Annotated in this window: 12 protein-coding genes and 1 pseudogene; all 13 read left to right on the top strand. The window is 34.3% G+C overall.

Annotation, left to right across the window (positions count from 1 at the left end; all coding sequences use genetic code 11):
* The first annotated feature begins 29 nt into the window (after window positions 1–29).
* The gene (gene dxs / locus MWH25_RS02500) at window positions 30–1907 is read left to right on the top strand and encodes a 1-deoxy-D-xylulose-5-phosphate synthase (RefSeq protein WP_248625468.1); all 1878 of its coding nucleotides are present in this window, start codon (window positions 30–32) and stop codon (window positions 1905–1907) included.
* Between the two features lies 1 nt (window position 1908).
* Window positions 1909–2721 carry a TlyA family RNA methyltransferase gene (locus MWH25_RS02495; RefSeq protein ID WP_248625466.1) on the top strand — a complete coding sequence of 271 codons (813 nt, stop codon included), beginning with the start codon at window positions 1909–1911 and terminating at the stop codon, window positions 2719–2721.
* A gap of 34 nt (window positions 2722–2755) precedes the next feature.
* The gene (locus tag MWH25_RS02490; RefSeq protein WP_248625464.1) at window positions 2756–3613 is read left to right on the top strand and encodes an NAD(+)/NADH kinase; all 858 of its coding nucleotides are present in this window, start codon (window positions 2756–2758) and stop codon (window positions 3611–3613) included.
* Between the two features lie 12 nt (window positions 3614–3625).
* The gene (gene argR / locus MWH25_RS02485) at window positions 3626–4081 is read left to right on the top strand and encodes an arginine repressor (protein WP_248625462.1); all 456 of its coding nucleotides are present in this window, start codon (window positions 3626–3628) and stop codon (window positions 4079–4081) included.
* Window positions 4082–4094: 13 nt separating this feature from the next.
* Window positions 4095–5792, top strand: a complete 1698-nt coding sequence (recN, locus tag MWH25_RS02480; RefSeq protein ID WP_248625460.1) for a DNA repair protein RecN — start codon at window positions 4095–4097, stop codon at window positions 5790–5792.
* 110 nt (window positions 5793–5902) lie between these two features.
* Entirely contained in the window at window positions 5903–7228 is a 1326-nt protein-coding gene (gene spoIVB / locus MWH25_RS02475; protein WP_248625458.1) for a SpoIVB peptidase, read from the top strand.
* 96 nt (window positions 7229–7324) lie between these two features.
* Window positions 7325–8116: a sporulation transcription factor Spo0A gene (gene spo0A / locus MWH25_RS02470; RefSeq protein ID WP_248625456.1), complete on the top strand. Its 792-nt coding sequence runs from the start codon at window positions 7325–7327 to the stop codon at window positions 8114–8116.
* 158 nt (window positions 8117–8274) lie between these two features.
* Window positions 8275–9393 carry a putative cytokinetic ring protein SteA gene (gene steA, locus MWH25_RS02465; RefSeq protein WP_248625454.1) on the top strand — a complete coding sequence of 373 codons (1119 nt, stop codon included), beginning with the start codon at window positions 8275–8277 and terminating at the stop codon, window positions 9391–9393.
* Window positions 9394–9404: 11 nt separating this feature from the next.
* Window positions 9405–9989, top strand: coding sequence for a copper transporter (locus MWH25_RS02460; RefSeq protein ID WP_248625452.1), 585 nt, complete (start codon window positions 9405–9407; stop codon window positions 9987–9989).
* Window positions 9982–10662 (top strand): glycosyltransferase family 2 protein, encoded by a 681-nt coding sequence (locus tag MWH25_RS02455; protein WP_248625450.1) that lies wholly within the window; start codon window positions 9982–9984, stop codon window positions 10660–10662. The genes MWH25_RS02460 and MWH25_RS02455 overlap by 8 nt, the downstream gene beginning before the upstream one ends.
* Complete coding sequence (locus MWH25_RS02450) at window positions 10662–11477, top strand: glycosyl transferase family 4 (RefSeq protein WP_248625448.1); 816 nt, start codon at window positions 10662–10664, stop codon at window positions 11475–11477. The genes MWH25_RS02455 and MWH25_RS02450 overlap by 1 nt, the downstream gene beginning before the upstream one ends.
* Window positions 11478–11642: 165 nt before the next feature.
* On the top strand, window positions 11643–12755 hold the full coding sequence (locus MWH25_RS02445) for a M20/M25/M40 family metallo-hydrolase (RefSeq protein WP_248625446.1): 1113 nt from the start codon (window positions 11643–11645) through the stop codon (window positions 12753–12755).
* Between the two features lie 289 nt (window positions 12756–13044).
* A pseudogene (locus tag MWH25_RS13010) lies at window positions 13045–13201 on the top strand (RNA-guided endonuclease TnpB family protein); the annotation flags it as partial.
* Window positions 13202–13323: the final 122 nt, after the last annotated feature.

The following is a 13323-nucleotide window of genomic DNA, read 5'->3' as shown; positions in this document are numbered from 1 at the left end:
GAAACTAATAAAAGAAGGTGATTTAAATTATGATAGATTTATTATCTGAGATAGATTCTCCTCAGGATTTGAAAAAATTATCAACTGAACAGTTATATGACTTGACTCAAGAAGTTAGAAATAAGATCATTTTAACCTTATCTAAGACTGGTGGTCATCTAGCTTCTTCTATAGGTGCAGTTGAACTAATAATTGCTCTACATTCTATTTTAGATAGTCCTGATGATAAAATAATTTGGGATGTAGGACATCAAACTTATGCTCACAAAATATTGACAGGACGGGCTGATGAATTTACAACTTTACGCCAATTGGATGGTATAAGTGGATTTCCTAAATCTAAAGAAAATATTCATGATCATCTGGATGTAGGACATAGTAGTACTTCTATCTCCGCTGCTTTGGGAATGGCTTGTGCTCGTGATATTAAAGGAAATGACGAAACTGTTGTAGCAGTAATTGGAGATGGTGCTTTAACAGCAGGGATGGCCTTTGAGGCTTTAAACCATGCTGGAGATTTAGGAAAAGATTTAATTGTGGTGTTAAATGATAATGAGATGTCGATTGCTAAGAATGTGGGTGCTGTCTCTAATTATTTAGATAAATTGAGAACTAATCCTCGCATCCATAAAGCTAAACAGGATGTAGAAGATTTATTGCACAAGATTCCTAGTCTTGGTGATAAGCTCTTAAAGACGGCTGGAGCAATGAAGGATGCTCTGAAGTATCTAGTGGTATCTGGAGTCTTATTTGAGGAGTTTGGATTTACATATTTAGGGCCAATTGATGGTCATGATCTGAAGTCGATTCAAAGCCATATTGAGGATGCCCAAAATGTGGGAGGGCCAGTCTTGATTCATGCTTTAACGACTAAAGGTAAAGGATATCTTCCTGCTGAAGAGAATCCTTCTCAATTTCATGGAGTTGGCCCGTTTAATATTAGAACAGGAAAAGGAAAGAGGAACCGTGAACACCCAACCTATACCAATATCTTTAGCCAAACTTTGGTTGAGTTGGCTGAAGAAGATGAGGATATTGTAGCAATTACTGCTGCTATGCCATCAGGAACAGGATTGACTGAATTTGCAGATAGATTTCCTGATAGATTTTATGATGTTGGGATTGCTGAACAGCATGCAGTTACTTTAGGAGCTGGTCTGGCCTTAAATTCTACCAAACCTTTTGTTACGTTATATTCAACATTTTTGCAGCGGGGTTATGATCAGGTGCTTCATGATGTCTGTTTACAGCAAGCATCTGTTAAATTTGCCATTGATCGAGCTGGATTGGTAGGTAGAGATGGAGGGACTCATCAAGGGGTCTTTGATTATGCTTATTTACGCCATTTGCCTAATATGACAGTTATGGCTCCTAAGGATGAGAATGAATTACAGGATATGGTCTTAACAGCTGCTAATTATGAAGCAGGGCCAATCTCTGTTCGTTATCCACGTGGAGAGTCCTTCGGGGTAGAGTTAACTGAGAATCAGATGTTGGAAATCGGTAAAGCAGAGGTGCTTAAAGAAGGGGAGGATGGAGTAGTTTTAGCGATTGGTTCAATGGTTTATCCAGCTTTAGAGGTTGCACAGCAGTTGGCCCGGGAAGAAGGATTGGATTTAACGGTTGTCAATAGTCGGTTTGTCAAACCTTTAGATCAGGACTTGATATTAGAGTTAGCCGTTGAATTTGATACTTTATTTACTGTAGAAGAGCATGTTTTACAGGGTGGTTTTGGTAGTGCTGTAGCTGAGTTGTTAGCTGATCATAATCAACAGCTCAATTTAAAGCGCTTTGGATTGCCAGATAAGTTTATTGAACATGGGACTCAAGCTGAGTTGTTGGCCCGTTATGGTCTAGATGTTCCAACAATTAAAGCAGAAATTAAAGCAGTTTTGCAGGAGGGATAATGTGGCACAAAAGGAACGATTAGATGTAGTAGTTACTGCTAGAGGATTGTTTAAAAGTCGTTCTCAAGCTAAGCGTTCCATCATGGCAGGTTTAGTTTATATTAATGATCAACAGGTTGATAAAGCAGGAACTAAGATTGATCCTGAAGCTGAGATTAGAGTTAAGGGTAATCTACATCCCTATGTCAGTCGAGGAGGATTAAAGTTAGAGAAAGCAATTACTGAATTTAATTTGGACTTGACAGGTAAATTAGTGATCGATATTGGGGCTTCAACCGGTGGTTTTACTGACTGTGCTTTGCAAAATGGAGCTAGCAAGGTCTATGCTATTGATGTAGGTTATAATCAGTTAGCTTGGAAGTTACGAAGTGATGAACGGGTTATCAGTATGGAGCGTACAAATGCTCGTTATTTGACTCCAGACGATTTGGAGGAAGTAGGGGATCTTGGAACTATAGATGTAGCATTTATCTCTTTGACTAAGATTTTACCTGCTTTAAAAGGGTTATTAAAGCCAGCGGGGGAGATTATAGCTTTGATTAAACCGCAATTTGAAGCTGGCCCAGATAGAGTTGATAATAATGGAGTTGTTAAAGAACCAGCTATTCATCAAGAAGTAATTACTAAAATTTGCTCCTTTGCTCAAGAGATAGCCTTGAGTCCGATTGAACTTTCCTATTCTCCAATTACTGGTGGAAAAGGTCATAATATTGAGTATTTAGTACACTTAACTCTTGATCATCAGAAAGAAATTGATAGTTTAGCTACTAAAATAAAAGATGTTGTTGCGGAAGCCCATCAAGCTTTAGATTGATTAATTTTCTCTAGTTTAAGTTGGGGGTGAAATAGTGAATAAGATAGGATTGATTGCTAATATTACTAAAAAACAGGCACAAGGTGTGTTGGCTAAGGTTTGTGATTTTTTAGAGGATAATAACAAACATTATATTTTAGATGAAGCAAGTGCTCAATTATTAGAGCGAGAAACAGTTAGTAAACCATATCAAGTATTGGTTGATTTTGTTGATGTGATTATTGTTTTTGGCGGGGATGGTACTTTTTTGAAAGCAGCTCGTACTTTTGCAAAAAGTTTAGTACCTATTTTAGGAATTAATTTAGGAAATTTAGGTTTTTTGACTGATATTGAGCTAGATAAGCTTGAGCAGGGGTTAGAAAAGTTATTGATTGGGAATTATTCTATTGAAGAAAGGGTTATGTTAGAAGGTAGGTTGATTAGAGAAGATGAAGAAATTAATCAGGTAGTAGCAATTAATGATTTAGTAATTACTAAAGGTTCTTTTTCACGAATTATAAATTTGAAAACTTTTATAGATGGAGAATATCTAGCTACTTATCCTGGTGATGGTTTGATTATCGGTTCTCCAACAGGTTCAACTGCTTATTCTCTGTCTGCTGGTGGGCCAATTATTAATCCTAAAATGAAGTCACTAATTATTACTCCGATTTGTCCACATACTTTACATTCACGTTCAATTATTACTACTGAAGATGAAAAAATTGTAGTAGAAGTAGATGCTGATCATAGTAATATTATGTTGACAGTTGATGGACAGGATAGTTTACAACTGTTGTCAGGGGATATTGTTGAATTTCAAAAATCAGAGTTAGTTAGTCGCTTAATCAAATTGGAAGGTTATAATTTTTATAAAGTTTTACGTAATCGATTACAGGGGAATAAGTTTTAAGGAGAGATAAGCATGAAAAGTAAACGTCATCTTAAAATTATGGAGTTGGTTAAGGAAGAAGAGATTCAGACTCAAGAACAATTAGCAGTTAGGTTACGAGAAGAGGGGTTTAATATTACACAGGCTACTGTATCACGTGATATTAAGCAACTAGGACTAATTAAAAAACCTATAGGGGAAGGTGGATATAAGTATTCCCTCTCTCCTAATCAACGAGAAAAGGTTAATATTAATAGTCGGATTAAGAGGGTGTTTCAAGATTCAGTAGTCAAGATAGATTATAGTGACAATTTAGTTGTAGTTAAGGCTTTACCGGGAACGGCACCGGGGGTAGCAGCATTATTAGATAATAGTGAATGGGAGCATGTAATTGGTACAATAGCTGGCGATGATACAATTTTAATGATTGTAAAACCTAAAGATGCCGTAAAAGATGTGATTGAAAGTTTAGAAAGTTTGACTGGATAAAGGGGTGAGACTGATGTTATCCAACTTAGCTATCCAGAATTTTGCTTTAATTAAAGAGGTAGAACTGGATTTATCTTCTGGATTAAATATCTTAACAGGAGAGACAGGATCAGGTAAATCAATTATTATTAAGGCGTTAGATATGTTATTAGGGGGGAGAGCTTCAACTGATTATATTAGAAAAGGGAGAGAGAAAGCAGTAATTGAGGCTGTTTTTCAGATTAAAGATAATCAGGCTGTACAGGAAGAGTTTAAAAGATTAGGTTTGGAACTATCTAAAAGTGAGGAAGTTATTTTAACTCGTGAAATCAGTCATTCTGGAAATAATAAGTCTAGGATTAATGGTCGGATTGTTACTTTAGAGATGACACGTTCGATCAGTAAGCATTTGATCGATATTCATGGACAACATGAACATCAATCTTTATTGGATGTAGAGAATCATTTGAGGTTATTAGATCAATTTGGTGGAGCAGAGGTACTAGATCTAAAGGAGCAATTAGCAGATTTTTATAGTGAGTTACAACAAAAGGAAGAAAAGTTGTTTGAGATGAATCAGAGCGAAAAGGAAAGAGATAGAAGAATTGATTTATTAGACTTTGAATTAAATGAAATTGAAGCAGCTGAACTTGAAGTTGGTGAAGATGAAGAATTGATGGCAGAAAAGAATAAATTGAGTAATGCTGAGGAATTAAATCAAGTTATTGGAGCTACATATCATCAGTTATATGAAAGTGACATGTATGATTCTGCTCTGATTGATCAAATTAGTCAACTAGCTAAAGAGATTGATAGTTTAACTAAGATTGATCAAAATTTAACTCCAATTGCGGAGTTATTGACAGAGATCAATTATCAACTTGAGGATGTCTCTTTTAGATTAAAAGACTATCAGGATCAAATAGAATTTGAACCTCAGAGGTTGGATATAATAGAAGAAAGATTAGAGTGGGTCAATGATTTGAAGAGAAAGTACGGGTCAACAATTGAAGAAATATTGGAATATAAAGAAGAAATTGCTATTGAATTGGATCAATTAAAGAATAGTGAGATTAGAAAAGAGAGGTTAGAAGAAGAAATAAAGCAGTTAAGGGCTGATTATCAAGAGCTTGCTGAGCAATTATCAGTTACTCGAAAAAAAACAGCTCAATCTTTAGAAAAAAATATATTACAAAAATTGAAGGATTTATCTATGCCACAAGCAAGGTTTAAGGTTGATTTTAAGCAATACCAAAAATTTACTAAACAAGGAATTGATAAAGTTGAATTTTTGATTGCTCCGAATCCAGGTTCTGATCTAAAACCACTAGCTAAGATTGCTTCTGGTGGGGAATTGTCAAGAATTATGCTGGCTTTGAAGACAATCGCTGCTGATATTGATCAAATTTCTAGTTTGGTATTTGATGAGGTTGATACTGGGATTGGAGGCAGAGTAGCTAAACTTGTTGCTAATAAGTTGCTTTTTTTAGCTAAAAAACATCAGCTAATCTGTATTACACATCTTCCTCAAATAGCTGCTATGGCTGATCAACATTATTTGATTATGAAGAAGTTACAGCAGAAAGGGTCACAGACTGTAGTTCATTCTTTGACTACTAATGGACGAATTAGAGAGTTGGCCCGGATGTTAGATGGTAGTTTGAATACCAAAACTTTAGAGCATGCTAAGGAATTAATTAAATCTGCTTTAGAGAAAAAAGAGGCAATTTAACATAAAGTAACTGAATATTGTTTAATTATTTAGGGCATCTTTAAATATAAAGATGCTTTATTTTTTTTGGAAGAGACTACACAGGTGGGGACTGTGTAGGAGTGTGGTTAATGAAAAAAGCTAAAAAAATTATTTTAATTAATTTAATTTTGATCTTATTGTTAGCTCCATTGGCTTCTGATTTGTTATTTTTAGTGGGTTTGCCTAATTATTGTCAGATTATAGAAGGGAATGAAGAGGAGTTAGAGGTTCGCCTTCCTTTTATGGTTTCTGTTAGTTCGAAACAGGAAGGGAGTTTAAAAGTAAATGGTAGTAAGATAACTACTCAAGGTTTGGATGTTAATTTAACAGAGCCATTAGCATTACAAGCATCTTCGGTAGGGAGGTATAATCTTAAATTTAAGTTATTTGGAATTATTCCATTACAGAGAATGATTGTAAATGTAATGCCTGAAGTTAAGGTTATGCCAGGAGGACAAGCTATTGGAGTTACGTTGAAATCTGATGGTATTATGGTTGTTAGAGATTCATATGTTGAACAAGAAAATGGAACTAAGGTCTATCCTGCTCAAGAAGCAGGGATTCAGGTAGGAGATAGTCTATTAGAAGTAAATGGAGTTGAAATCAAAAGCAAGCATCATTTGGCCCGCTTGATTCATCAATCTGGGAAACGTGGTGAAGAATTAGAGTTAAAAATAAGAAGAAGGGATGCCAGTATTGTTTTTAAAGAAGCTATGCCTGTTGAAGATAAAAGTGGCTATTATATGCTTGGAATTTATGTTGATGATGGAGCTTCTGGTGTGGGAACAATGTCTTTTTATGAGTCTGAAGAAGGATATTATGGAGCATTAGGTCATATGATTACAGAGGATAGTAGTCAATTGAAGATTGATGTGGGTAAAGGAGAGATTGTTAGAGCTAATATTTCAGGAATTAATCAAAGTAGTCAAGGATTGCCTGGAGAAAAGTTAGGTACATTTTTGAGAGAACAAGAAATTTTAGGGAATATAATGAAGAACAATAACTTTGGAATTTATGGAAAATTATCTATTCAACCTGAACATCCTCATTTTGAAAAACCAATCCCCATTGCTAGTGTGTTTGAAATAGAAGAAGGGTCAGCAAAGATGTATACTGTAATTGAAGGAGGAGAGATTGAAGAGTTTGAAGTAGAAATTGAGAAAGTTATGAAACAATATCGACCAAGTGAAAAAGGGTTAGTGATTAGAATAGTTGATCAAGAATTGTTAGAAAAGAGTGGTGGTATTGTGCAAGGAATGAGTGGAAGTCCTATTGTCCAGAATGGAAAATTGGCTGGAGCTGTTACTCATGTTTTTCTAAATGACTCAACCCGAGGTTATGGTATATTGGCCCAATGGATGGTAATGGAAACCGAAACATTAAAAAAACAAAACACCAGAGAATTTGCTTCTTGAATTCTTTGGTGTTTTTTATTAAAATAAGGAGGAATATGGTAATAAATCTAGAACTTATAACAAAAGAGGACCAATGATAGTATAAGGGGGAGAAGAATGGAAGAAAAATCGGTAACTAAAATATTATTAGCAGATGATAATAATGATTTTTGTAATTTACTTAGAGAATATTTGGATCAACAGGAAGATTTCAGGGTGGTGGGAATGGCTAATGATGGTGTACAAACTTTAGAATTAATTGATGAAGTTGAATTTGATCTATTAGTTTTAGATATTATTATGCCTCACCTTGATGGGATTGGTGTGTTAGAAGAATTACATAGTCAAGGAATAACTGAACAGTGCAAAATAATTATGTTAACTGCTTTTGGTCAAGAAGAATTGACCCAAAGAATTGTGAATTTAGGAGTAGATTATTATATTTTAAAACCATTTGATTTAGAGAAATTAGCTAGTAGAATTAGACAGATAATGTCTCCAGTTGTTGGTGGAACCAGTGGCTATGCTATTAAAGCTCAAGGAGTCAGTGAAAGAAATGTAGAAGAAAGAATAACTGATATAATGCATCAAATCGGTATTCCAGCTCACATTAAAGGGTATTTATATTTAAGAGAAGCAATTAGTTTAGTAATCAAAGAAGTAGAGTTACTAGGGGCAGTAACTAAAGAATTATATCCATTAGTAGCTCAAGAGTTTGATACTACAGCTAGTAGAGTAGAACGGGCTATTCGCCATGCAATTGAAGTAGCATGGGAAAAAGGTAATATTAAAGCAATTAATCGGATTTTTGGTCATTCGGTAACCACTGAGAGTGGCAAACCTACCAATTCACAATTTATTGCTAAAATAGCAGATAAGTTAAGAATAGAGTTGAGAAAAGTAAAATAGAAAATTAAAGGTTATTTAAAATATTGGGGCGGATTTAAATCTGTCCCAATATTTTTGTTTTTTTGTAATAATTGAAATTGGTTTCATATTATTAGAAGTATGATACTGATAAAAATAAGCTATACTAGATAGTAGTAATTAAACAGGAGGATTAAATTATGCAGTTAACTGGCGAAGTAAGGTTAGGTACTAGAACTAAGCAGTTAGTTAAAAAATTAGATCAAGATGAGATTACTGTAATTGATCATCAAGATATTGACCAATTAGCTGCAGAATCATTGATTAAATCTAAAGTTAAGGCTGTAATCAATGCTAGTTCTTCAATTAGTGGTAGATATCCAAATTTAGGGCCAAAAAAATTATTAGAAGCAGGAATTCCGGTTCTTGATCAAACAGGCTCAGAAATTTTTTCGTTGTTAGAAGATGGAGATCAAGTTGCCATTGAAGGAGAGTCTATTATCAAAGAAGAGCAGCAGATAGCTAGTGGAGAGGTTTTGACTCCAGAACGGGTTAAGGTTAAATTACAAGAAGCAGAGGATAATTTAGATAATGAATTGAATAAGTTTATCGATAATACGCTTGACTATGCTAAAGATGAAAAAGAATTGATTTTAGGCTTAGATATTCCAGAGTTAGATACTGATTTAAAGGGTAAAGATGTTTTGATTGTGGTCAGAGGCAATGATTATCAAGATGATTTAGAAGCAGTTATTTCTTATATTAGAGAGGTAAAGCCAGTATTAATTGGTGTAGATGGCGGGGCAGATGCTTTAGTAAACTATGGCTTTAAACCTGATATTATTATTGGGGATATGGATAGTGTCAGTGATCAAGTATTGGTTTGTGGAGCGGAACTAATTGTTCATGCTTACTCTAATGGAGTAGCTCCTGGGATGAAGCGAATTAAAGAATTAAATTTAGAAGCTAGTAAATTTGCTGCACCTGGAACTAGTGAAGATATTGCTCTGTTATTAGCTTACGAAAAGGGAGCTGAATTGATTGTAGCTGTAGGAACTCATACAACAATGATTGATTTTTTAGAAAAAGGACGTCCAGGAATGGCTAGTACCTTCTTAGTAAGAGTAAAAGTAGGGAATAAATTAGTAGATGCAAAGGGGGTTAATAAGTTATATAAGAGTCGGGTCAGGTTTAAATATGTAGCTCAGGTTTTAGTTGCCTCTTTGATTCCAATCATAGTCATTGTTATGGTCTCTCAACCGATTTCACAATTGATCAAGTTATTAATTATGAATATTCAACTCAATCTTGGCTTTTAGGAGGAAAATAGATGCTATTGGATTTGAGGTATCATATAATTACAATTGTGATTATCTTTACAACATTAGCAATCGGAATTTTAATTGGTAGTACAATGGTAGGAAATGAATTAATAGTCCAAGAACAGAATAATTTGATTAGTAAGTTAGAAGAGGAGTTCTTATCGATTAGAATGAAAAACCAGAGATTTAAAGAGGAAGTTGAAAATTTGGAAGGAAAATTAGATGATAATTTAGAGTTTCAAGAGATGATCTTGCCACTAGTAGTTCAAGGGCAGTTAGAAGGGGAGCGAATCTTGGTTACAGGAACCAGTAATATCTCTCAAGAGATGGCAGAAAAATTGATTCAGACTTTGCAATTGGCTGATATTAAGCAGGTTGAAATTTTACAGGAGCAGACTGATTATAGTACTGATTTTGATAGTGTTTTATATTTAGATAGAGAATCGAAAGAGGAATTTGATATGGCTCAATTTAATGGAAAACAGATAATGATTGATTCTGAACAATTAGAATCTGTATCCGATTTAATAGAGGTTGTCTTTCAAATCAGTTCTAAAGATCTGGAGAATTTGAGAGGTGTTAGCTTTGAATAAATTAATCTCAATTTTAATCCCAGCTTATAATGAGGCAGACCGAATTGCAGATACGATCTTGGCTGTACAATCATTAACTGAGTTTGATTTAGAGATTATAGTAATTAATGATGGCTCTAGTGATCAAACTGCTGAAGTTGTGAAGCCGTTAGGGGTTAGATTAATAGATTTAGAGGTTAATCAGGGTAAAGGGGCAGCTTTAAATCAGGGCTTAAAGAAGGCAACAGGAAAGATAATTGCTTTGCTAGATGCTGATTTAGGAGAGACAGCAAGAGAAGTAGAAAAGCTTTTGCTGCCTGTGTTTCAGCAAGAGGCTGATTTGACTATTGCTCAATTTCCAGCAGCTAAGAAGAAGGGCGGATTTGGGTTGGTTAAAGGGTTGGCCCGATTAGGCTTAAAGTATTTAGCTGGATTTGAAGCTACAGAACCATTGTCAGGACAGAGGGTCTTAACAAGAGAGTTAATTGATTATTTAACAGGGTTTAGAGCAGGGTTTGGAGTAGAAGTGGCTATGACGATTGAAGCAATTAGAGGGGGGTTTAAAGTTAAAGAGATTCCAGTAAGGATGGAGCATCGAGAAACTGGAAGGGATTTAGCTGGGTTCAAGCACCGAGGTCAGCAGTTCAAGGATGTTTTGGCTGTACTTTGTACTCAGGTTAGAGGTGGTAACTAATGTTGTGGTTAATAACTCTAGCAATTGCTTTAACTTACATTAATTATCCAATTGTAAAAAATATTTTGATTAAGTATCAGTTGGTTGCTACAAATTATGCTGGGAAACAAATTCCTCTTGGTTATGGAATTTTATTAGTCGTTAATTTAATTATTCTCTTAAGTGTAGGGATTAATTTGAGGGTTTATTCTACCCAAGTAGCTGGGGCTTTGTTATATCTTGTAATTGTTGCAGGAGGATTAGGATTAATTGATGATTATTATGGTGAGCAAGATCAAAGTAGTGGCTTGTCTGGTCATGTAGGTGAGTTTATATCGAATTCGCGAGTAACAACTGGCTTATTAAAAGCAGTTTTTATAAGTTTAATTGTCTTTTTATTAGTGACTGAAGTAGTTGATAGTTTGGTAGGAATAATAATTAACTTTTTATTGGTTGTATTAATGACTAATTTTATTAATTTACTTGATTTGAGACCAGGTAGGGCTTTAAAGGGATTCATCATTGTATCAGCTCCATTATTGTTGATTACTACTAGTTTATTTGATAGATTAATAATTCCTTTATTAATTATGATTATGATGATGTTACCAGTTGACTTAAAAGCAGAAGCTATGTTAGGTGATGTAGGGGCCAACTTATTAGGGTCTTTTTTAGGTTTTAGTCTTGTTTTTTCTATCGCAGAAAGTTATAAAGTTATTTTTGTTTTGCTCCTGATAGGGGTTCATTTGTATACAGAAAAGTTTTCTTTAACAGAATTAATTGCTCAAAATGAGATTTTGAACAAACTGGATCAATTTGGTAGAGATAAGGATTGAGATTTATAATTGGTAGCAAATTAGAGTTACTTATATAATTTTGCTGTAATGAATGAAGGTAATTGACGTAGCTTTTAAGGAGGATTTTTTTGTTTAGTATGGAATAGTAAAAAAGTGTGGATAAAATATAAAGATAAAGATAAAGCATAAAAAGGAGTGAGCAAGATGAATCAAGAAAGAATTGTTAATCGATTTTTAGAGTTGATTAAAATAGATAGTATATCTAAGGGAGAAGGAGCAGTAGCAGATTATTTATTAGAATTGCTGACTGCTCTAGGTTTAGAGGTAACAACAGATGGTGCTGGTCAACAGGTTGGAGGAGATACAGGTAATGTAATAGCTAAGTTAAAAGGAGATAGCTCAAAACCTACTTTATTATTGAATGCACATATGGATACAGTAACTCCTGGTAAGGGTATAGAGCCTGAAATAAAGGATGGAGTTATCTATAGTAAAGGAGAGACTATTTTAGGAGCTGATGATAAAGCGGGAATTGTAGCGATTGTTGAAGCTTTAAGGATAATCAAGGAAGATGATATAGAACATGGAGATCTTGAGATTGTCTTTACAATAGGAGAGGAAGTTGGATTGCTAGGTTCTAAAAATTTAGATTATGATTTATTAGAAGCAGATTTTGGAATTTCTTATGATTCTGGGGGAGATATAGGAACGATTATTATTCAAGCACCTGCACAAGATAAGATAAATGTTAAAGTAAAAGGGAAAGCTGCACATGCAGGGGTCAACCCATCAGCAGGAATTAATGCTATTAAAGTCTCAAGTGTTGCTCTATCAAACTTAAATTTAGGGCAGATTGATGATGAAACGACTGCTAATATTGGAGTGATTAAAGGTGGGAAGGCGACTAATATAGTACCAGATTTAGTTGAATTACAGGGAGAAGCTAGAAGTTTAGATGAAAGGAAACTTACTGAGCAGACTGAACATATGTGTGATATCTTTAAGCGAGCAGCAGATAAATATAATGCTGAAGTGGAGATTGAAACAAAGCGAATGTATCCTGCCTTTGACTTAGAAAGAAATAATGAAATTGTTGATATTGCAGTTAAAGCAGCGCGCAGAATTAGTATCAAACCGAAATTGCAATCCACGGGTGGAGGAAGTGATGCTAATATATTTAATGGGAAAGGGTTTCCAACTGTTAATCTTGGTGTAGGAATGACTGATGTTCATTCAACAGATGAAAATATTAAAATTGAAGATCTAGTGACTATTGTTAAATACGCGATTGCTTTAATTAATCAAGTAACTAGGTAGGAAGTATAGTTGATAGTGAACAGTGTACAGTTAAAGGTTAAGATATTAAAAGATCAAGATATCTAAAAAGCCTTATATTACAGGTTTAGATTGGATTTGATTTTAAAATTTTAACGAATAAAGTTCTATTTTTGATCAAGAGCAAATAATAGTAGTAGTGGTATATTTCCAAAAGTAAAAGAAGCTGAGGAGATGGCTGAAAAATTAAGGAGTGTGCAACGTTTAAAGAAGAATAATAAGCAATTTTATAGAACTCAATATTTAATATTTCAAGCGTTCTAGTGTAACTGAAAGTTTAAAAGTAAAGAATATGCTTAAAAACTCTAGACTAGCAAAAAAGTATCTCTGATGTATCTTGGTCTAAATTCGTTGACTATTTAAGCTATGAAGCCCAATGGTATGGTAGAGAATGTGCGACTTGTTGCAATTTAAAAAGAATTGCCTAATATTATGGAGGCAACTCATAATAACTAGAACTGAAGGACTTAAATAGTCAAATGAGAGAGTAACGCCTTGAAGGGCTGTCATTAATACTCCGAATTGCATTAAATATGTTAAGGTACTTAAT

This window comes from Natroniella acetigena, assembly GCF_023227745.1.
Classification (GTDB): domain Bacteria; phylum Bacillota; class Halanaerobiia; order Halobacteroidales; family Halobacteroidaceae; genus Natroniella; species Natroniella acetigena.
This window is presented reverse-complemented; position numbering and strand designations above follow the sequence as displayed.

Coding starts and splice junctions, on each gene's coding strand:
- dxs (WP_248625468.1), top strand. CDS start 30: ATGATAGATTTATTATCTGAGATAGATTCTCCTCAGGATTTGAAAAAA.
- argR (WP_248625462.1), top strand. CDS start 3,626: ATGAAAAGTAAACGTCATCTTAAAATTATGGAGTTGGTTAAGGAAGAA.
- recN (WP_248625460.1), top strand. CDS start 4,095: ATGTTATCCAACTTAGCTATCCAGAATTTTGCTTTAATTAAAGAGGTA.
- spoIVB (WP_248625458.1), top strand. CDS start 5,903: ATGAAAAAAGCTAAAAAAATTATTTTAATTAATTTAATTTTGATCTTA.
- spo0A (WP_248625456.1), top strand. CDS start 7,325: ATGGAAGAAAAATCGGTAACTAAAATATTATTAGCAGATGATAATAAT.
- steA (WP_248625454.1), top strand. CDS start 8,275: ATGCAGTTAACTGGCGAAGTAAGGTTAGGTACTAGAACTAAGCAGTTA.
- MWH25_RS02460 (WP_248625452.1), top strand. CDS start 9,405: ATGCTATTGGATTTGAGGTATCATATAATTACAATTGTGATTATCTTT.
- MWH25_RS02450 (WP_248625448.1), top strand. CDS start 10,662: ATGTTGTGGTTAATAACTCTAGCAATTGCTTTAACTTACATTAATTAT.
- MWH25_RS02445 (WP_248625446.1), top strand. CDS start 11,643: ATGAATCAAGAAAGAATTGTTAATCGATTTTTAGAGTTGATTAAAATA.